Here is a 21,781-nt window from a genome sequence, read left to right as displayed (position 1 = left end):
AAAATAGGTCAATTTCGAAATTGTTTTTATTAATGTATGAGTATTGAGATCTGTCTACCAAATGTTTTAAGACCTATTTATCTATTTGGTTTTACATTATGAGCTAAAAAAGTTGATTTAGTTGTAATGTGAAACATACTTTACGCGTAGTGTGTTTTAATGTGTAGTTGTAATTTATTAAATATGTTTTAAACTGTTATAGGGTAAAGGGGTGTATTTGGTTTAAATAGAAAAACAAAGGAAAGTCTACCTTTTTAAGCCTTTTAATTCATGTTTCAATTTTTGTTTTTTTCTTAAAGTGATAAAAATGTATCTTCGTCAAAAATTAAAATAGATGAATTTTTTTTTAATAATTGCTGGATTGGTGTTATTGATTTTGGGAGGAAATTGGTTGTTAAAATCAGCAGTTGCTTTATCGTTAAAATTAGAAATACCAAAAATAGTAATTGGTATGACAGTAGTTTCGTTTGCAACTTCAGCACCAGAGTTAATTATAAGTATTAATGCAGCTTTAAGCGGAGCATCAGATTTGGCTTTAGGTAATGTTATAGGTTCTAATATTGCTAATTTGGGTTTAGTATTAGGGATCACATTATTATTAGGTTCTATGGAAGTACAAACAAGTTTTTATAAAACGAATTGGCCTGTAATGATGATTGCTTCCGCCATGTTATATCTATTTTTAACAGGAGATAAGGTTATAGTGCAATATGAAGGTATAATTTTATTTTCATTTCTAATTATTTTTCTAATATACCTTTTGCGTTTTCAAAAAACTGCAGTTTTAGATGAGTTTCCAGAAGATGATGAACCGTTACCACTTTATAAAATTGTCCTTTTCTTCACTATTGGAGGAGTCGCTCTTTGGGGGGGGGCGGAATTATTAATTAATGGAGCAACATCACTAGCCATAGAGTTTGGTGTAACAGAGCGTGTAATTGCAGTAACTGTTATTTCGATAGGAACTAGTATACCTGAGTTAGCTGCGTCTGTTATTGCAGTTTTAAAGAAGGAAAAAGCAATTTCTTTAGGAAACCTCATCGGATCAAATGTATTTAATATTTTGGCTGTTTTAGGAATCACTTCTATGATAACACCTGTGTCTGTTACAGATATGGGATTGATCAATAATGATGTTTTCTGGATGTTAGGAGTTTCTTTGCTAATTCTACCTTTAGTTTTTTTACCAAAAGGAATGCGTTTAAACTGGAAAGATGGTATTGTTTTATTATCAGTTTATGCTATTTTTATTTACGTTACTATTTAGGGAATCACAAAAGCTTGGAAAAATAAAAACGCTAACAAATTAATGTTAGCGTTTTTATTGTATTAAATAGTAATATTATTTAACTGGTTTAACAGTTTTAATAATTCTTGCAGCAATTTTATATGGGTCTCCATTTGAAGATGGACGACGGTCTTCTAACCATCCTTTGTATCCTTTTTCTACAACGATAATTGGAATGCGAATAGATGCTCCTCTATCAGAAATCCCCCAAGAGAAATCATGGATAGATGCAGTTTCGTGATCTCCGGTTAAACGTTGCTCGTTGTGTTCTCCATAAACTTTGATGTGTTCTTTTACTAACGGACGGAAAGCTTCACAGATTTCAATATACTTTTCTTTAGAACCACAGGTTCTTAAAATTGTATTAGAAAAGTTTGCGTGCATACCAGATCCATTCCAATCAGTATCTCCTAATGGTTTTGGGTGGTACTCAATGTACATTCCTTTGCCTTCAGTTAAACGATCTAATAAATATCTAGATATCCAAATTTCATCTCCTGCTTTCTTAGCTCCTTTTGCGAATAACTGGTACTCCCATTGTCCGGAAGCAACCTCTTGGTTAATTCCTTCAAAGTTTAAACCAGCATCAATACATAAGTCGGCATGCTCTTCAACGAAATCACGACCATGAGTATGTCTACCTCCAACTGAACAGTAATACATTCCTTGTGGAGCTGGGTAGCCACCTCTTGGAAATCCTAAAGGTAAATCAGTCTCAGTATCCATAATGAAGTATTCTTGTTCAAATCCGAACCAGAAATCGTTATCATCATCTTCAATAGTAGCACGTGCATTGGATTTATGTGGAGTTCCATCAGCATTCATTACCTCATTCATTACTAAATAACCATTTCTTCTTTTAGGATCTGGATAGATAGCAACTGGTTTTAAAATACAATCAGATGCTCCACCTGAAGCTTGTTTTGTAGATGAACCATCAAAAGACCAATTACCTAACTCCTCTACAGTTCCTTGAAAGTTTTCATGCTCTTCAACTTTGGTTTTACTTCTCATGTTTTGGGTTGGATAATATCCATCTAACCAAATGTATTCTAATTTAATTTTAGCCATAATAAAAAATGTTTGTGTGATGTTCGTTATGCAAAAATCAAATATTTTACTTACATATCAAAAAAAAGAGGGGGTAAATGTATAAAAAGCATGAAAAATAATTTTATCCCTAATTTTGAAAGGGTATATTTGTTTAAAATTAAAAATAAGTACAAAATTTTAATAATATGTCAAGGATTAGATTCAACGCTTTGCAAGAAACACTACATAGAAGTCCTATAAAGGTGGTTCAAAATGAGAAAAGATCAACACTATTTGGTCAAAATGTCTTTAATAAACATGCTATGCAACAGTACCTTACACGTGCAGCTTATGAAAGTGTAATGAATGCAATTGGCCTTGGAACTAAAATAGATAGAAAAATTGCAGACCAAGTTGCTGTAAGTATGAAAGATTGGGCAATGTCTAAAGGTGCAACGCATTATACACATTGGTTTCAACCTTTAACAGGAGCAACTGCAGAAAAACACGACGCTTTTTTTGAATCCATAAATGGTAGTTTGGCTATGGAGAAGTTTGATGGCGAGCAATTGGTACAACAAGAACCAGATGCATCAAGTTTTCCAAATGGCGGAATTAGAAATACCTTTGAAGCAAGAGGTTATACAGCCTGGGATCCTACTTCTCCTGCTTTTGTTTATGAAACAACTTTGTGTATACCAACTATTTTTGTGTCTTATACAGGGGAAGCTTTAGATAATAAAACACCACTTTTAAGAGCATTACAGGCGGTAGATGTCGCTGCAACAGCCGTTTGTAAATATTTTGATAAAAATGTAACTAAGGTAAATGCTACTTTAGGCTGGGAGCAAGAATATTTTTTAATAGATGATGCTTTGGCGCTGTCTAGACCAGATATACTATTAACAGGTAGAACTTTAATTGGACATTCCTCAGCAAAAGGACAGCAATTAGATGACCATTATTTTGGAACAATCCCTGCAAGAGCAATGAGCTTTATGCAAGAATTAGAACAAGAATGTATGTTGTTAGGAATTCCTGTAAAAACAAGGCATAATGAAGTTGCTCCAAATCAATTTGAATTAGCACCAATTTTTGAGGAAGCAAATTTAGCTGTAGATCATAATTCTTTATTAATGGATGTAATGCAGAAAGTTTCTCGCAGACATAAATTTAAAGTATTATTCCATGAAAAACCATTTGCAGGCATAAATGGTTCTGGTAAACATAATAATTGGTCTTTAGCTACAGATACAGAGACTAATTTGTTAAGTCCGGGGAAAACACCAATGAAGAATTTACAATTTCTTACTTTTTTTATAAACACAATAAAAGCAGTTTGTGAAAATGAAGAATTGTTAAGATCTTCAATTGCATCTGCAAGTAATGATTATCGATTAGGTGCTAATGAAGCGCCACCAGCAATTATTTCTGTGTTTATTGGTAGTCAATTATCTAGAGTTTTAGACGAGCTAGAAAATGTAACAATAGGAAAATTATCACCTCAAGAAAAAACGGATTTAAAACTGAATATTATTGGTAAAATACCAGAAATTTTATTAGACAATACAGACAGAAACAGAACATCACCATTTGCATTTACAGGAAATAAGTTTGAGTTTAGAGCCGTAGGTTCTTTGTCTAATTGTGCAACACCAATGACTGTTTTAAATACAATTGTTGCTAAGCAATTAAAAGAATTTAAAATAGAAGTTGATAAATTAATAGAGACAAAAAAACTAAAGAAAGACGAAGCTGTTTTTAATGTTTTAAGAGAATATATAAAAGAGTCTAAAAAAATTAGATTTGAAGGAGATGGGTATGGAGATGCTTGGGAAAAAGAAGCAAAAAAACGTGGTTTAAGTAATAATAAAACCACACCAGAAGCCTTAAAAGTAAAAGTCTCTAAAAAAGTAATTGACCTGTTTGAAGAAATGGATGTAATGAGCAAGGTAGAAATTGAAGCTCGTTATGAAATTAAATTACAAGAATACACAAAACGTTTACAGATAGAAAGTAGAGTTTTAGGAGACATTGCTAGAAATCATATTGTGCCAACTGCTATTATTTATCAAAATACATTATTAGAGAATACTAAAAATTTAAAAGAAATTTTTGGACCTGAATTTAAAAACATCGCAAAAGAACAAATAGAACTTATTATGGTTATTTCTAATCATATCACAGAAATTAATGCGTTAGTTAATAAAATGGTTGATGAACGTAGAAAAGCGAATAAGTTAAATGGTTTTAAATGTGCAGCATATTATTGTGAAAAAGTAAAACCATTTTTTGATGAAATTAGATATCATTGTGATAAATTAGAAACGATGGTAGATGACAATTTGTGGCCATTAACAAAGTACAGAGAATTATTATTTACGAGGTAATATATCTTACATCTTACACTTTTAATCTTCAAATTTCCAATTATTTAAAATAATTTGGAATGTACTTATCTGTAAAAGTGTTTTATTTTTTTTTAAAAGGCGATTTTAGGCCTTTTTTTAAAAAATTTTAAAAAAGATCTTCAAACTGATGTAGGTCATTTACCAAATTCAAAAGCGGTTCTATATTTACAGTATAATTATAAGTAACGATTAATCGATTATCGATTAGCATAGATGGTTCCAACTCTCACTTTAAGAGTTGATGTGAAATGTAAGTTATAAATTTACATTTCCCCCTTTAATTTAAGAAGTACCTCCCGATAGCATTTCTTTTGAATTTTTTTGAATTCAAAATTGGATCTGCTAAATATTAATAAATATATTTTAAAAATTTAAATCATGAAAAAATTATTAATTATGGCTATGTGTATAGCTACAGGAGTGGCATTTTCGCAACATGAAGGAGGCGTTATTAACCCTAACGTTATTAATCCGAATGGACAAACAGGAATGATTGACAGAACAATGGGGACACCAGTTGAGGCAATAGATATTGTAAATAATGGAGCGCCTACAGCTGCGACTTGTGAAGTAGATCAAGTGTTAATGCCTGAAGATTTTATAAGAAATGGAAGGAACAGAGTTTTAATAAGACAAGTAGGTAATCTTAATGAAGCGAATGGAACTCAAGTTGGTCTAGGTAACGAGTCTTTAATCAGACAAAATAACACCAATTTTATTCCAGGTGAAGAAGGTAATTTAGCATCAACTGATCAAACAGGATATAGAAATGGTGCACAGATTAAACAATTTGGTGATGGTAATGATGGCCGTATTGAACAATTAGGAAACGACAATTATGCTGTACAAGACGTTGGAGCTGATGATGCTATGCATGCTGAAGGTAGTTTTGCTTATGCAAGCCAAACAGGTAATGATAATAGAATTTCTCAAAAACAACGTTATGATAACAATGAGGCTACAGCATTGTCTTGGGGTGATGGAAACACAATCGTTCAAGATCAATCTACTGGTGCAAATCAAGCTAGTGGAAGTGTAGCATTTGCGAGCCAAGTTGGAGATGAAAATGGAGCTCAACAAGTTCAAAGAGGTTCTAATAATTATGCATCTGCATACCAAACAGGAAATGGAAATACTTCTGTAGAAACTCAAACTATGGTTGGTGATTCTAGTGAGTTTATGAATCTTTCTACAGTGAACCAAGTAGGGGATGATAACATCTCTTGTGTTACTCAAAATGCTGATATGGCAAATAACAGTAGTTTGGTTAATCAAATTGGTAATGAAAACTCATCTTTAGTAAGTCAAACAGGTGATTTAGGAGCTAAAAGTGCTTCATGTATAAAACAGACTGGTAATCTAAATACTGCTCAAGTAACTCAAATTAGTACTCCTGGTAGCCATGGTGGTCACTAACTAGTACTCTTAAATGGAGTGAGAATATTCTTCTCACTCCATTTTTATAATTTTTAAAAAGATAAAGACAAGAAAATAACATATCATATTTTCTTGTTTTCTTTTTTTAATGAATGCTCAAGATGAAAAATTACAAAGTTATTTTTCAAATCAATTACACTACACTATAGAGCAATCACAAGCTTATGCTACAAATAATTCTCAACGTACATCACAAAAAAAATAGTAGCACAATTTCATTAAAACAAATAGGTACTGAAAATGTAGCTAATATATATAATAGGTATGCAAAAGGAGAGCATACAGTATCTCAAATTGGAGATAAAAATAAGTATCAATTTTCAAATTACTATAATAAACAGCCAATTAACTTAGGAGTATTACAAACAGGGAATCATAATTTATTAAATAGAATAGGTACAAACTCTATGTTCCAGGACCCAAGAATAGTTCAATTTGGGGGAGCAGAGATGAGTGTAGTTAGCTCTTAATTAAATTTATTTTTATAAAAAATTAGACCGTAATTTTCTTTATTTCAATATTATTTTTCACTCTTTTTTCTTTTGTTCAAGAGTTTGATAATTATAAAATAAAAGGAGGAATTTATTTAATTAGAGTAGATGATTTCTTAACATTAAGAGCTCAAGTACTAAACCATGTGTTGTTTTTTGTAGATGATTTTAATTACAATTTTTTGTATTGATCCAAAAAAAGTTTAAAAATATCTTCAAACTGATGTAGGTCATTTACCAAATTGAAAAGCGGTTCTATATTTACAGTATAATTATAAATGACGATTAATCGATTAGTATAGATGGTTCCAACTCTCATTTTAAGAGTTGATGTGAAATGTAAGTTATAAATTACATTTCCCCCTTTAACTTAAGAAGTACCTCCCGATAGCATTTCTTTTGAATTTTTTTGAATTCAAAATAGGATCTGCTAAATATTAATAAACATATTTTAAAAATTTAAATCATGAAAAAATTATTAATTATGGCTATGTGTATAGCTACAGGAGTTGCATTTTCTCAACATGGAAACGTTATTAATCCAAACGTTATTGATTCTAATGGACAAACAGGAATGATTCATAGAACTGCTGGAACGCCAGTTGAAGCAATAGATATTGTAAATAATGGAGCGCCTGCAGCTGCGACTTGTGAAGTAGATCAAGTGTTAATGCCTGAAGATTTTATAAGAAATGGAAGGAACAGAGTTTTAGTAAGACAAGTAGGGAACCTTAATGAAGCGAATGGAACTCAAGTTGGTCTAGGTAACGAGTCTTTTATCATACAAAATAATACCAATTTTATTCCAGGTGAAGAAGGTAATTTAGCATCAACTGATCAAACAGGATATAGAAATGGTGCACAGATTAAACAATTTGGTGATGGTAATGATGGCCGTATTGAACAATTAGGAAACGACAACTATGCTATACAGGATGTTGGAAATGAAACATCTATGCATACTGAAGGTAGTTTTGCTTATGCAAGCCAAACAGGAAATGACAATAGAATTTCTCAAAAACAACGTTATGATAATAATGAGGCTACAGCATTGTCTTGGGGTGATGGAAACACAATCGTTCAAAATCAATCTACTGGTGCAAATCAAGCTAGTGGAAGTGTAGCTTTTGCGAGCCAAGTTGGAGATGAAAATGGAGCTCAACAAGTTCAAAGAGGTTCTAATAACTATGCATCTGCATACCAAACAGGAAATGGAAATACTTCTGTAGAAACTCAAACTATGGTTGGTGATTCTAGTGAATTTATGAATCTTTCTACAGTGAACCAAGTAGGGGATGATAACATCTCTTGTGTTACTCAAAATGCTGATATGGCAAATAACAGCAGTTTGGTAAATCAAATTGGTAATGAAAACTCATCTTTAGTGAGTCAAACTGCTGATTTAGGAGCTAAAAGTGCTTCATGTATAAAACAGAATGGTAATCTAAATACTGCTCAAGTAACTCAAATTAGTACTCCTAGTAATGGAGGTATCTAACTAGTACTCTTAAATGGAGTGAGAATAGGCTTCTCACTCCATTTATATAATTTTTAAAAAGATAAAGATGAAAGCAATAAATAACATATCATATATTCTTATTTTCTTAATTTCTTTTTTAGTGAATGCTCAAGATGAAAAATTACAAAGTTATTTTTCAAATCAATTACACTACACTATAGAGCAATCACAAGCTTATGCTACAAATAATTCTCAACGTACATCACAACAAAATATTAGCACAATTTCATTAAAACAAATAGGTACTGAAAATGTAGCTAATATATATAATAGGTATGCACAAGGGGAGCATACAGTATCTCAAATTGGAGATAAAAATAAGTATCAATTTTCAAATTACTATAATAAACAGCCAATTAACTTAGGAGTATTACAAACAGGAAATGATAATTTATTAAAAATAATAGGTACAAACTCTATGTTCCAGGATCTTAAAATATTTCAGTTTGGAGGAGCAGAGATCAATGTAGTTAGCTATTAATTAAATTTATTTTTATGAAAAATAAGATCGTAATTTTCTTTATTTCAATATTTTTTTTCACTCTTTTTTCTTTTGTTCAAGAGTTTGATAATTATAAAATAAAAGGAAAAATCAATTTAATTAGAGTAGATGATTTTTTAACATTAAGAGCTCAAGTACTAAACCATGAGTTGTTTTTTATAGACGATCTTAATTACAATTTTGTAGTACTTCAAAAAAATAGTTTGGGAAAATTATCTAAAAAAAGTGAATCTAATGATTTTTCACTGAAACCAAAAGAAGAAAAACAATTAGCAACAATTAAGCTCAATTTGAAAGAAAACGAAGAATTAAAAGTATATCTATTTATAAAACATAAAAATAAATTAGTAGCTAGAGATACACTATTTCTATTACAAAGAGGAAAAGGAGAAGTTGAAAAAGAAGTAAATGAAAAACAGTTTTTAATTAGAGGTATGGTAATAGATGGGTCTTTAACTAAGATAGGTAGAGATTATCATGACTTTTTTTACAAAGAATATGTAGTTACAGGTAGAAATTACCCATTTATAGTAAAAATTATTGAAAAGCCAGCAATGGGAAGGAATAGTATTTTGTCAATTGAAGTTGATAGAAAAAAAATTCATGAATTTTTTGCTAGACCACAAGAAGACTATTTAAAATCAAATGTTGTCACTGCTATGAGGAAATTAAGAGTGTATAGTCAAGAAAGGAAAACTACTTTTCAAAATAAAATTTAGAAATCAAAAAAATCTATTAGTTATGAAACAAAATATAATATTCATTTTCATTTTATTTTCAAGTTTTGTGTATTCTCAAGATTTGATATACAAGCCAATAAGCCCTTTTTTTGGAGGTGATACATTTAATTACCAACAGATTTTAGCTTCTGCGGTTGCGCAGAATGATTATAAAGAGGAAACTTCTCAAGTTGAAGGACCAACCGCTTTAGAAAATTTTACAAGGACTTTAAATACTAGGTTACTTAGTTCGTTATCTCAAAGCTTATTTCAAGAACAGTTAGGAGATACAGATTTAACAATTGGAACCTATACTTTTGGAGATTTAGTAGTAGAAATAACCCCAGGAACAAATGGTTTAAACGTTAATATTCTAAATATCACAACAGGTGAACAAACTTTGATATCCGTTCCTAACCCCAATTAAAAATATCATGAAAATAACTACAAGTATTATTTATTTGTTAATAATTAGTATGTTAACAAGTTGCGGCGCTTATTTTAATCAACCCTTTAATCAAACAAAAGCAAGAATAGGAGAAAATACTTCACCAGAATTTTTAGCAAAAAAATTTCTTCCTTCAGAAAAAATTATTGTTGGCGTTTATAAGTTTCGAGATCAAACAGGGCAATACAAGCCGGCAGAAAATGGCTCAACATTTAGCACTGCTGTTACCCAAGGAGGAACTACCATTTTATTAATGTCACTTGAAGAATCTGGTTGGTTTAGACCTATAGAAAGAGAAAATATAGGAGACCTTTTAAACGAAAGACAAATAATTAGAAATACGCGTCAAGAATATGCAAATGGAAATAAGGTAACAATGCCACCTTTACTTTTTGCAGGTACAATTATAGAAGGAGGTGTGGTTTCTTATGATTCAAATATTATAACAGGAGGATCTGGATTACGTTATTTTGGAGCAGGAGTTTCTAATCAATATCGGCAAGACAGAATTACTGTTTATCTAAGAATAGTATCAACATCAACAGGAGAAATTTTGAAGAGTGTTTATGTTTCAAAAACTATTTTATCTCAAGGAATTTCAGCAAATTTATATCGTTTTGTATCCTTAAGAAGATTGTTAGAAGCAGAAACAGGAGTCACCAAAAATGAACCATCACAATTAGCTGTAAAAGAAGCAATAGACAAAGCTGTAGATTTATTAATTGTTGAGGGTATTGTTGATGGTGTATGGAGTCCTGAGGGTGGAGAAGAAGCCGTAGATTATGTTAAAAACGCATATGAAAAAGAAAAAATTGATGCTGATAAAACAGTACTTTATGATAGAAAAAAAGAAAATAGAAGAGCTCAGTTTTCTGCAGGAGCTGGTGTAGGAATCTCTCAAATTAAAGGAGATTACGCGAGCCCTACTAATCAGTTTGGATTTGATCTTAAGTTAAAATACACCTTTAATGACCCAAAGTTTAACTTATGGGGAACTGTTGGAAGGCTTGAGCTAGATAATAAAGATATTTTTCATGAACCCTTTTTAACTTCGGGGCTTAATTTTGAATACACCATTTTACCATTTGAAAAATTCACCCCTTACGTTTATGTTGGGGCAGGATTAATAACGAAGACAAACCTAGAGCAAATGTTTTTTAAACTCCAAGGAGGTTTGGGGCTTGAATATTTAATTACAAATAAAATTGGGCTTTTTATAAATGGTGAATATAACATGATGTTGAGTGACGATTTAGATGGGCAAATTTTAGGAGAAAAAAATGATTTTATTTCGCGTTTAGGAGTTGGTATTAATGTTTATTTTTAAATTAAAATCTTATGAAAAAAGTAATTAAAATAGTAAGTATACTATTCATAATACTCTTTTTTTCTAGTTGTGGAGAAGAAGAAACTATTGGTTTAGTAGAATTTGGGGACTTAACAGGTATTGTTGTTGAAAAAGAGGGGTTTATTCCTTTAGAAAATGTGAAAATAATACTTTCACCTACAAACAATACTGTTTTTACAGATGCTGAAGGAAATTTTATATTTGAAGGAGTTGAAGCACAAGAATATTCAGTGCAAGCGGTAAAAGAGGGATATTTAGATAAATATGAAGGAGCAACTGTAAGTGCAGAGGTAGACGTAAATATTGTTTTTGAAATGGATATTTCTACAGCGCTTAATAAGCCACCAACAAAACCAGAACTAATAACTCCAGAGGACGGATCCTTAGATTTGCTCAGTGAAGTTGAACTGTCTTGGGAATCAACAGATGTAGATGAAGATGAGTTAACATTTACACTTGAAGTTAGAAATGATTTTAATAATGAGGTAACAAGAATTACCGATTTAAAGGATAAAAGCTATACATTATCTGACTTAAAATATGGAGCAAAATATTTTTGGAGTATCGCCGTAACTGATGATATTAATGCAGAGGTTATAAGTGGTATTAGATCTTTTAAGGTTAAAGATGACCCATCAAATAGGTATTTTTATGTTAAAAAAGTAGGAGGGAATAATGTGATTTATTCAGCAAGTTTTAACGATGAAACCAATGAAGTTTTGGATATAGTTCAACTAACTGACTCAAGCTTAAATTCATGGAGGCCAAGAAAAAATAATATAATTAATTTAGTAGCTTTTTTACGTATCGATGACAATAAAGCTCATATATATACCATGAGTGCCAACGGAGATAACGTTAAGAAAATTACATCAGCAATTCCTTTATCAGGATTTAGTTTAAATGAAATGGACTTTTCATGGTCGCCAGATGGAAGTAAATTATTATACTCCTCTTTTAATAAGTTATATGCAATAAATAGAGACGGTAGTGGGTTAGAACAAGTATATGAAACACTAGATGGAAGTTTAATAACGGAATGTGATTGGAGTGGAGATGGATCTAAAATTGCAATAAAAACAAACAATGAAAATGGTTATAATGGTTCAATTTTAATTATTGATTTTAATAGAAACACTTTAAATACGGTCGTTTCTGGAGTTGAAGGAGCATTAGGAGGTTTAAATTTTTCAGCATCAGGTAGCAAATTATTGTTTACAAGAGATATTTCTAATTTTCAGGCAACTAATTATAGACAATTAAATACGAGGATGTTTATTTATGATTTAGTAGATATGACTTTTTTAGATGTTTCTGATGATGAAAAAGAAGATGGGACGAATGATTTAGATCCTCGTTTTTCTCCAAATGAAGCTAATATTATTTTTGTAAACACATCTAATGATGGTATTTCTCAAAAGAATATTACAATAACAAATTTGTCAGGGAATATTCAAAGAAAAATTTTATTTATAGATGCTTCAATGCCAGATTGGGAATAATCTGTAACAAAATAGATAAAAAGCGAACGATAAAAAACGTTCGCTTTTTTTATTGATATAAAATTTAGAACAACTAAATTTGCAGAACAACACAACACAACAACATGAGTCAAGAAGTTTCTAAAAGATACGCACAACGTGGCGTTTCTGCATCTAAAGAAGATGTACACAATGCAATTAAGAATATAGACAAAGGTTTGTTTCCGAAAGCATTTTGTAAAATTGTGCCAGATTATTTAACAAATGATGAAAATTATTGTTTAATAATGCACGCAGATGGAGCAGGAACAAAGTCTTCTCTAGCTTATATGTATTGGAAAGAAACTGGTGACATTTCTGTGTGGAAAGGAATTGCTCAAGATGCATTAATAATGAATATTGACGATTTGTTATGCGTTGGTGCAACAGATAATATTATGTTATCTTCTACAATTGGACGTAATAAAAGTAAGATTCCTGGTGAAGTTTTATCAGCAATTATAAACGGAACAGAAGAATTAATTGAAGACTTAAAAGGTTTTGGAGTTACAATTCATTCTACTGGAGGAGAAACGGCAGATGTTGGAGATTTAGTAAGAACAATTATTGTAGACTCTACTGTAACTGCTAGAATGAAACGTACAGATGTTGTAGATAATGCAAATATAAAACCGGGTGATGTTATTGTTGGTTTAGAATCTTTTGGACAAGCAACTTATGAGACTGAATATAATGGTGGAATGGGATCTAACGGATTAACGTCTGCAAGACATGATGTTTTTCATAAATATTTAGCAGAAAAATATCCAGAAAGTTTTGATGCTGCTGTACCTGAAGACTTAGTGTATTCTGGAAATATAAAATTGACAGACAAAATAGAAAATTCTCCAATTGATGCTGGTAAATTAGTGTTGTCTCCAACAAGAACATACGCACCAATTATAAAAGAAATTTTATCAAAATTTAATTCAGAAACTGTGCACGGAATGATTCATTGTTCTGGTGGCGCACAAACAAAAATTTTACATTTTGTAGATAATTTACATATTGTAAAAGATAATATGTTTCCAATTCCACCTTTATTTAAATTGATACAAGAACAATCTAAAACAGATTGGAAAGAAATGTATCAAGTATTTAACTGTGGGCATAGAATGGAAATTTATGTTTCTCCAGAAATTGCAAATGATATTATTTCGATTTCTAAATCTTTTAATGTGGATGCTAAAATTGTAGGTAGCGTAAAAGCTTTTCATCCTGATGCAGATCAGGACCAATCTAAAAAACTGACTATTACAAGTGAGTTTGGTGTATTTGAGTATTAGAATTTTATTAATTTTTAATTAAGTATTACTTTCAAAACAAATAATATTGGTCGCTTTTAGATATTCACCAAAGTTTGTACTGAGTTTAAGTAATAAAGCAAATAAATAATTAGGACAAAAAAAAGCGACTCAATTGAGTCGCTTTTTTTATTATTATATGTTCTTGTAATTAGTTCTTGATAATCTGTCTAACAGATTTATATGAGTCATTCTCTATAACCATAAAATAGGCACCTGAAGCTAAGTTATTAATATTCACTTCTACTGTGCTTCCTTTAAAGGTAGTAGCATTCTTGGTAATAGTACGTCCAGTAATATCTAAAATAGATACTGAAGCACCTTCGGTTTCTATACCTGAGATATACACAATACCGCTTGTAGGGTTAGGATAAACAGAAAGCCCTTTGAATTCATTTTCAGTAGTACTCAAAATATCACTTTCTTCTACAACAAAATTATCAATGATAACCCCTTCTTCGTTTGTTGCATCATCCGATTGGAAGAAGAATCTAAAGATAATATTATTTTCTGCTGAACCCTCTTTATCAAAAGCACTTAAACTATGTGAGTATTCCCTTATTTCAGAGTTTAAACCACCATCATCATGAAATTCTTCACCCATACCTGTCCATTGTGCACCTTTACAATTATAGCAATTTTCTGCTACTTGGTCATTAGCAAACCTTGAGTTGTTAAACCAGTTTTCATCTTCTTTAGTACCTAATATTTTCCATGTATCACCAGCATTGATAGAATATTGGAACGTTATGTAGTCCCAATCTGTTTCTAGGTCAAAAGCCATATCAAACTTAACAACAGTATTTGTAACGTTTGAAAGATCATAACATTGAGAAACTAATACTGCTATCGTTTTATCTGGATGATTTCCATCTAAGTTCGTTGCATATACAGCAGATGGTGTCGCTGCAGGTCCTAAAAACACTCCAAGTGGTAATCCTCTTTCCCAAAGGTTTCCTTCCCCAGCAAGGTTATAAGCCACTAAATCGGTATCATCACTTGTAAATGTATTTACAGTATTAACCTCACCACTATCGTTAAAAGCAACTAAGATAGATTGGTCATTATTGTTAGCAAGTGCATCATTATCCGTTGTCACAGAAAAGTCTATCGTATGTGCTCCTTTTGAAAGCTCTCCAATTGCTACTGCAATTGTTTTAGAGCCACAAACAGCAAGGTTAATAGTTTCTGTTGATACAACATCTGCACCACCATCTATACTATACGTAATTTCAATATCACCTAATACTTTAGTACCACCATTAACAATTGTTAATTCAGGAACAAAAGAACTAGGAGCTGCATCACAACCTACAACAGTCATACTAGTAACTGAAATTAAAGAGACGTCAAATTCTTGTTCAGAATACTCATTACCAACATTTACAGCAAACCATGCATTTGTAACAGCAATAGTTTCTGGGCTGTTAGCACAGTATAAAGAGCTTGCTACAGCTATAGAAGCAACTCTCGCATCAGCAAAAGTTGAATTAGCTGTTAAGAAATCACGCTCAACTAAAAATCCAATTTCTGCAGCTTTACGCATCCCTATTCCTGTAACATCGTACGTATCTCTTTCTAAAAGGTTAGTCGCATTATTTGTTCCTGCAGCTCCTTCAGTTAATATATAAAACCAGTGATTTAGAACACCACTATTAGTGTGTACACCACAGTAGTCATTTATTCCGCGATCTGGTACACAAACCCCTTCGTCTGCTGTAATCGTCCAGTCTTCACCTAGATAAGTATCTGGGTGACCTTTACTATTAGGATCAATCATAGAACGTAATGGACTACCTCCACTACCTATATCTTCACCAATTAGCCAAACACCTGGGTCAATTGCTCCATCAAGCGAACCTGTTCTTCCAAAGTGCTCTACACAGGCACCCCAAATATCAGAATACCCTTCATTCATTGCTCCAGATTGATTTTGGTACGCTAAGTCTGCTGTATTAGAACATACTGCATGTCCTATTTCATGTCCACATATATCTAATGATGTTAAGATATCAAAGTCATTACCATCACCGTAAGTCATAGCACGTCCATTCCAAAATGCATTGTCAAAATTACTATCATAATGCACATAACTTATAATTTTTGCACCTTCATTATCATAACTTTTTCTACCAAAGTTTACAGCCCAAAAGTCGTAAGTTACCTCAGCTCCCCAATGTGCATCTAAAGCACCATTGTCTTTGAATTCATTATCATGTTCTGCTGAAGACCAAACATTATCATTATCTGTAAAATCAACATTTTGATAAGCCTCTATTGTTTCACAGTTATAGGTTACAATACCATTACCTCTTGTTTCATCTAGTAATACATAATCTGAACCTTTTAAAGTACCTTCAATAGCACGTTGACCACTATAGCGTGTGTCTGCTGTTCCTGCAACCATTGTTGTTACAGTATTTTCTAATACTGTAGCATTGTTCTTAACCTCTCTTTTAGATACTAATTTATTAGCATGCTTAATTATAGGGTTTACATAAAGTAATTCTCCTGTATTAGCGTCAATAAAAAGTTCATTTCTAGAAATTGGTGCCGTAGCATATATATCATATTTGTATGCTAAGTGAACTGTTCCTGTTTTTACATTAGGAAATATAAGAAGTTCACCTTCTGGTTTTGAATACTCCATTATACCGGCTTGAATCTCATCTTCCCATAAAAATGACGTTGCATTTGTTAAGTCCAAAGCGGTATTAAAACCATCAAGTTTAGATAAAGTAGGAGTGATGTCTAGATTGTTAACATTATAAAGCTCACCATTAGTACTCTGCACTACTCCATTAGCAGTGTGCGTAATAGCAACTCCAAACTGTATTTTTAGCCCCTTATAATATTGCTGATGTCTTTCATGAATTACACCAATTCTATCTGTACTAGAGCGAAAGGCGCTAAATGTGTTGTTCTTGTCTAACTTATAAGTCTTCGAAAACGTAGATAAAGCTTGTTTTTTAGTAAGTTGACCTTGATGAGAAATCGTTTTTTGGTGCGGTACACCTTCTTCAATTTTATTCTTTTCTTGCGCAAAAGCGATAGAAAAACTTAAAATTAATGAAATACTTAAGTAAATTTTTTTCATTGTGGGGGTTATTTTTAATTTGAACGCAAATTACCTTTTAAATAGCTAACTACAAAACCTTATTAAGAAATCTATAGTTTACAGATTAACTACCTGAAACGATAAGAATAGCATGATTTATTATCAAGAACTAAACTTTGAAAGCACTTAAAAAGTCTCCAAAACTATTTCTTGTATTAAAGTGGTATTAATTATTTAAAAAGCTTTCTTTTTATTCCTACTGTGATTTTTGATTTCTTTTCAATCAATTCTTCAATTAATTCTTGAATCGGTTTTTAGGGATTTCAAGAACTTTATAATCTTCTTCAAAAATTTCTTTAAATAAATTTTTCTTTTTTTATTAATTTAAGTCGCTCTTAATTTCTATAGCTATAGATTAAAATCAATTTTAAAATACTAATAATTAGTAGCTTTATTTTATACACTGATAATTCAATAAAAATTAATTTATTTGTCAACTTTTTAATGCTGATAAATAGTTAGTTTACTGATTATTAATTATTTATTATTTTTTATTTCAAACCCCATGACAAAAGTCATCTTTTAAGTTGTTGTTTTTTAAGTTCTTTATTTCTTCTAAAACCACAACTAAAACTACAATTTTTAATGAAACCCAATACTATAATAGCTCCCAGAAAAATAGTGACAACGAGTCAAGCTTTAAAGGCTTCTTTAGCTTATTTTAAAAATGATGAATTAGCTGCAACTGTGTGGATAAATAAATATGCTTTAAAAGATTCTGAAGGCAATATTTATGAAACAACACCAAATGATATGCATCATAGAATTGCTTCAGAAATTGCAAGGGTAGAGCAGAAATATGCTAATCCATTATCAGAAAAGGAAATTTTTGAAGTAATTAAAGACTTTAAATATATTGTTCCCCAAGGAAGTCCAATGGCAGGTATTGGCAATCCTTTTCAAGTAGCATCACTTTCTAATTGCTTTGTTATAGGCAATAGTGGCGAATCTGATTCTTATGGAGGTGTAATGAAAATAGACCAAGAACAAGTACAGTTAATGAAACGTAGAGGTGGTGTTGGGCATGATTTATCTCATATTCGCCCTAAAGGTTCGCCTGTAAAAAATTCTGCATTAACAGCTACAGGTATTGTCCCTTTTATGGAGCGTTATTCTAATTCTACAAGAGAAGTTGCGCAAGATGGTAGAAGAGGCGCGTTAATGTTATCGGTTTCTATTAATCACCCAGACTCAGAAGAATTTATAGATGCAAAACTAGAACAAGGTAAAGTAACTGCTGCAAATATTTCTGTAAGAATAGATGATGCTTTTATGAAAGCCGTAAAGACAGGAGCTAATTACACTTTAAAATACCCTGTTTTTAGTAAAAACCCAATGTATTCAAAGGAGATTGAAGCTATAAAGCTTTGGAAGAAAATAGTACACAATGCTTGGAAATCTGCAGAACCAGGAATTCTTTTTTGGGACACCATTATTAATGAATCTGTGCCAGACTGTTATGCTGATTTAGGATACAAAACAGTGTCTACAAATCCGTGTGGAGAAATCCCTCTTTGTGCCTATGATTCTTGTCGTTTATTAGCAATTAACTTATTTTCTTATGTAGAGAATCCGTTTACTAAAAAAGCGATATTTAATTTTGAGTTGTTTAAAAAGCATGTAGTAATTGCTCAAAGGATGATGGATGACATTATTGATTTAGAATTAGAAAAAATTGATAAAATTTTAGCTAAAATTGATCAAGATCCAGAAACAGAAGATGTGAAATTAATAGAAAGAAACCTTTGGTTACGTATAAAAAATAAAGCAGAAGAGGGAAGAAGAACAGGTATTGGTATTACCGCAGAAGGAGATATGTTAGCCGCTTTAGGTATTAGATATGGTAGTGATGAAGGAACAATATTTTCTACAGAAGTTCATAAAACATTATGCATAGAAACCTACAGAGCTTCTGTGCATTTAGCAAAAGAGCGTGGTGCTTTTGCTATTTTTAATGCAGATAGAGAAAAAGAAAATCCGTTTATTTTACGTTTAAAAGAAGCAGATTCTAAACTGTATTATGATATGGTAACATATGGAAGAAGAAACATTGCTTTGCTAACCATTGCACCAACAGGTACTACAAGTTTAATGACACAAACTTCATCTGGAATAGAACCTGTTTTTATGCCTGTATATAAACGTAGAAAAAAGGTAAACCCAAATGATAAAAATGCACGTATAGATTTTGTAGATGAATTAGGAGATGCTTGGGAAGAGTATGTTGTTTTTCATCATAAATTTAAACAATGGATGGAAGTAAATGGTATCGATTCTTCTAAAAGCTTCTCTCAAGAAGAGTTAGATGAACTGGTAAAACAATCTCCATACTACAAAGCAACTTCAAACGATATTAATTGGTTAAGTAAAGTGAAAATGCAAGGAGCTATTCAAAAATGGGTAGATCACTCTATCAGTGTTACTGTTAATTTACCAAATGATGCTACAGAAGATTTGGTAGGCGATTTGTATTTAAAAGCTTGGGAAGTTGGTTGTAAAGGTGTAACCGTTTATAGAGATGGTTCTAGATCTGGTGTTTTAATTTCTACGGATACAAAAAAAGAAGAAGCGCCAAAGAACTTAACAGCTTTTCCTAATAAACGTCCTCAAGTTTTAGAATCAAATGTGGTTCGTTTTCAAAATAATAAAGAAAAATGGATTGCTTTTATTGGATTACTTGATGGTAAACCCTATGAAATTTTTACAGGTTTAGCAGATGATGAAGACGGAATTTTAATTCCACGTTGGGTAGAAAATGGCGTAATTATTAAAAATAGAAATGAAGACGGAACTTCGCGTTATGATTTTCAATATAAAAATAAACGAGGTTACAAAACTACAATTGAAGGATTGTCTCACAAGTTTAATCCAGAATTTTGGAATTATGCAAAACTAATTTCGGGTACCATAAGACATGGAATGCCTGTTGATAAAATTATAGAACTTATTAATAGTTTACAATTAGATAGTGCTTTTATCAATTCTTGGAAAAATGGAGTTGTACGTGCATTAAAACGTTATGTAGAAGATGGTACTGTTGCCAAAGGACAAACTTGTGAAAATTGCGATTCTCAGAATTTAATTTACCAAGAAGGTTGTTTAACATGTAAAGATTGTGGCTCTTCTAAATGTGGATAAGTCTTTAATTTAATAATTAGTGTATATTTTTTTTAAAAATAAATTATAAAATCAGAGCTAGAGATTTCAGCTTTTAAAAATAAAGTATCTTTTTTGGTAATAACGCTCATAATTTCTTTAAAACTAGTATTCTTTTCTTTTAAAGTAAGGGATAAACCTATAAGGTGTTTGTTTCAAGTTTCATACATTCTACTTCCTTCTTTATTGTTTAAACGAATCCAATATCCAATAAGAAAAGTTGGTTTTGTTTTTTTTTGCAAGAAACCATGAATAAGAAAGAACATAAGATACCGATAGCGCTCATAAAATTTAATTTGAATTATTAAATATACCTATAAAATGTGTAAATTCGCAATCCAAGTAAAGACAGAAGATGTTAGAAAAAATAAGAATTGTTAAGCAACGTTATGATGAGGTGTCTGATTTAATTATCCAGCCAGAAATTATCATGGATCAAAAACGCTATGCACAGTTAAGCAAAGAGTATAAAGATCTAGGAGATGTTGTAAAAAGGGGTGATGAATATCAAGCTTTAACAAACAATATAGAAGAGGCAAAAGAAATTCTTGCAGATGGTTCTGATCCAGAAATGGTGGAAATGGCCAAAATGGAAATTGACGAGGCAAATGCTAGAATTCCTGAACTTGAAGAGGAAATAAAACTTTTATTAATACCAAAAGATCCAGAAGATTCTAAAAATGCTGTTGTAGAATTAAGAGCAGGAACTGGTGGAGATGAAGCAAGTATCTTTGCTGGAGATTTATTTAGAATGTATTCTAAATATTGCGAAAGTAAAGGCTGGAAAGTTTCTACCGTAGATTATTCTGAAGGTACAAACGGTGGTTTTAAAGAAATACAGTTTGAAGTTTCTGGTAATGATGTTTACGGAACCTTAAAGTTTGAAGCCGGTGTGCATCGTGTACAACGTGTGCCGCAGACAGAAACACAAGGTAGAGTTCATACTTCTGCAGCAACCTGTATGGTTTTTCCAGAAGCAGAAGAATTTGATGTTGAGATTAATCCAAAAGAAGTGCGAATCGATTTTTTCTGTTCTTCAGGTCCTGGAGGTCAGTCTGTAAATACAACGTATTCTGCAGTTCGTTTAACACACCTTCCTACTGGTTTGGTTGCGCAATGTCAAGATCAGAAATCACAACATAAAAATAAAGAGAAAGCCTTTAAAGTATTGCGTTCTCGTTTATATGATATGGAATTAGCAAAGAAAAATGCTGAAGATGCTTTGAAGCGTGGTTCTATGGTTTCTTCTGGTGATAGAAGTGCAAAGATTAGAACCTATAATTATGCGCAAGGTAGAGTTACAGATCATAGAATTGGTTTGTCATTATATGATTTACCTAATATCTTAAACGGCGATATTCAGAAAATTATTGATGAACTAATGCTCGCTGAAAATACAGAAAAGTTAAAAGGATTAGGAGACGGAATATAAGTTGTCTTTAAATAAATAGTAAAACCTTAAAAATTTATTTTTGAGGTTTTTTTATG

The 21,781-nt window shown here is 31.4% G+C and carries 15 protein-coding genes; 13 read left to right on the top strand and 2 right to left on the bottom strand.

The features are described from left to right. Positions 1-334 precede the first annotated feature (334 nt). Entirely contained in the window at positions 335-1,267 is a 933-nt protein-coding gene (locus BTO04_RS06825; protein WP_087563789.1) for a calcium/sodium antiporter, read from the top strand. Between the two features lie 75 nt (positions 1,268-1,342). On the opposite strand, the gene BTO04_RS06820 is transcribed toward BTO04_RS06825, so the two are convergent. Beyond that, positions 1,343-2,359 carry a glutamine synthetase beta-grasp domain-containing protein gene (locus tag BTO04_RS06820; protein WP_087563788.1) on the bottom strand — a complete coding sequence of 339 codons (1,017 nt, stop codon included), beginning with the start codon at positions 2,357-2,359 and terminating at the stop codon, positions 1,343-1,345. Between the two features lie 167 nt (positions 2,360-2,526). Between BTO04_RS06820 and BTO04_RS06815 the strand changes: the two genes are divergently transcribed. The 10 genes from BTO04_RS06815 (at position 2,527) to BTO04_RS06770 (ending at position 14,001) form a co-directional block, all read left to right on the top strand. Next, positions 2,527-4,710 carry a glutamine synthetase III gene (locus BTO04_RS06815; protein ID WP_087563787.1) on the top strand — a complete coding sequence of 728 codons (2,184 nt, stop codon included), beginning with the start codon at positions 2,527-2,529 and terminating at the stop codon, positions 4,708-4,710. Positions 4,711-5,109: 399 nt separating this feature from the next. Continuing rightward, complete coding sequence (locus tag BTO04_RS06810; protein ID WP_087563786.1) at positions 5,110-6,147, top strand: hypothetical protein; 1,038 nt, start codon at positions 5,110-5,112, stop codon at positions 6,145-6,147. A 185-nt stretch (positions 6,148-6,332) separates the two neighbouring features. Then, the gene (locus tag BTO04_RS06805) at positions 6,333-6,638 is read left to right on the top strand and encodes a hypothetical protein (RefSeq protein WP_087563785.1); all 306 of its coding nucleotides are present in this window, start codon (positions 6,333-6,335) and stop codon (positions 6,636-6,638) included. Positions 6,639-7,125: 487 nt separating this feature from the next. After that, positions 7,126-8,157: a hypothetical protein gene (locus BTO04_RS06800; protein WP_087563784.1), complete on the top strand. Its 1,032-nt coding sequence runs from the start codon at positions 7,126-7,128 to the stop codon at positions 8,155-8,157. A 67-nt stretch (positions 8,158-8,224) separates the two neighbouring features. Further along, complete coding sequence (locus BTO04_RS06795; protein WP_087563783.1) at positions 8,225-8,659, top strand: hypothetical protein; 435 nt, start codon at positions 8,225-8,227, stop codon at positions 8,657-8,659. A gap of 14 nt (positions 8,660-8,673) precedes the next feature. Then, on the top strand, positions 8,674-9,399 hold the full coding sequence (locus BTO04_RS06790; RefSeq protein ID WP_087563782.1) for a CsgE family curli-type amyloid fiber assembly protein: 726 nt from the start codon (positions 8,674-8,676) through the stop codon (positions 9,397-9,399). A gap of 22 nt (positions 9,400-9,421) precedes the next feature. Further along, positions 9,422-9,826 (top strand): curli assembly protein CsgF, encoded by a 405-nt coding sequence (locus tag BTO04_RS06785; RefSeq protein ID WP_087563781.1) that lies wholly within the window; start codon positions 9,422-9,424, stop codon positions 9,824-9,826. 7 nt (positions 9,827-9,833) lie between these two features. After that, a complete protein-coding gene (locus BTO04_RS06780; RefSeq protein ID WP_087563780.1) occupies positions 9,834-11,174 on the top strand; it encodes a CsgG/HfaB family protein in 1,341 nt (446 codons plus the stop codon). Between the two features lie 11 nt (positions 11,175-11,185). After that, complete coding sequence (locus tag BTO04_RS06775) at positions 11,186-12,697, top strand: carboxypeptidase regulatory-like domain-containing protein (RefSeq protein ID WP_087563779.1); 1,512 nt, start codon at positions 11,186-11,188, stop codon at positions 12,695-12,697. A gap of 104 nt (positions 12,698-12,801) precedes the next feature. Then, positions 12,802-14,001 (top strand): AIR synthase related protein, encoded by a 1,200-nt coding sequence (locus tag BTO04_RS06770; RefSeq protein WP_087563778.1) that lies wholly within the window; start codon positions 12,802-12,804, stop codon positions 13,999-14,001. A gap of 169 nt (positions 14,002-14,170) precedes the next feature. Here BTO04_RS06770 and BTO04_RS06765 read toward each other — a convergent pair whose 3' ends face one another. Then, positions 14,171-17,116 (bottom strand): M4 family metallopeptidase, encoded by a 2,946-nt coding sequence (locus tag BTO04_RS06765; RefSeq protein WP_087563777.1) that lies wholly within the window; start codon positions 17,114-17,116, stop codon positions 14,171-14,173. 606 nt (positions 17,117-17,722) lie between these two features. Between BTO04_RS06765 and BTO04_RS06760 the strand changes: the two genes are divergently transcribed. Together BTO04_RS06760 and prfA are read left to right on the top strand one after the other, a co-directional pair. Then, a complete protein-coding gene (locus BTO04_RS06760) occupies positions 17,723-20,275 on the top strand; it encodes an adenosylcobalamin-dependent ribonucleoside-diphosphate reductase (protein WP_087563776.1) in 2,553 nt (850 codons plus the stop codon). A 373-nt stretch (positions 20,276-20,648) separates the two neighbouring features. Then, a complete protein-coding gene (prfA, locus tag BTO04_RS06755) occupies positions 20,649-21,725 on the top strand; it encodes a peptide chain release factor 1 (protein ID WP_087563775.1) in 1,077 nt (358 codons plus the stop codon). Positions 21,726-21,781 lie beyond the last annotated feature (56 nt).

It is taken from the genome of Polaribacter sp. SA4-10 (assembly GCF_002163835.1).
Classification (GTDB): Bacteria; Bacteroidota; Bacteroidia; order Flavobacteriales; family Flavobacteriaceae; genus Polaribacter.
Note: the sequence above shows the minus strand (reverse complement) of the source record. Positions and strands in the feature narration are given on the sequence as shown.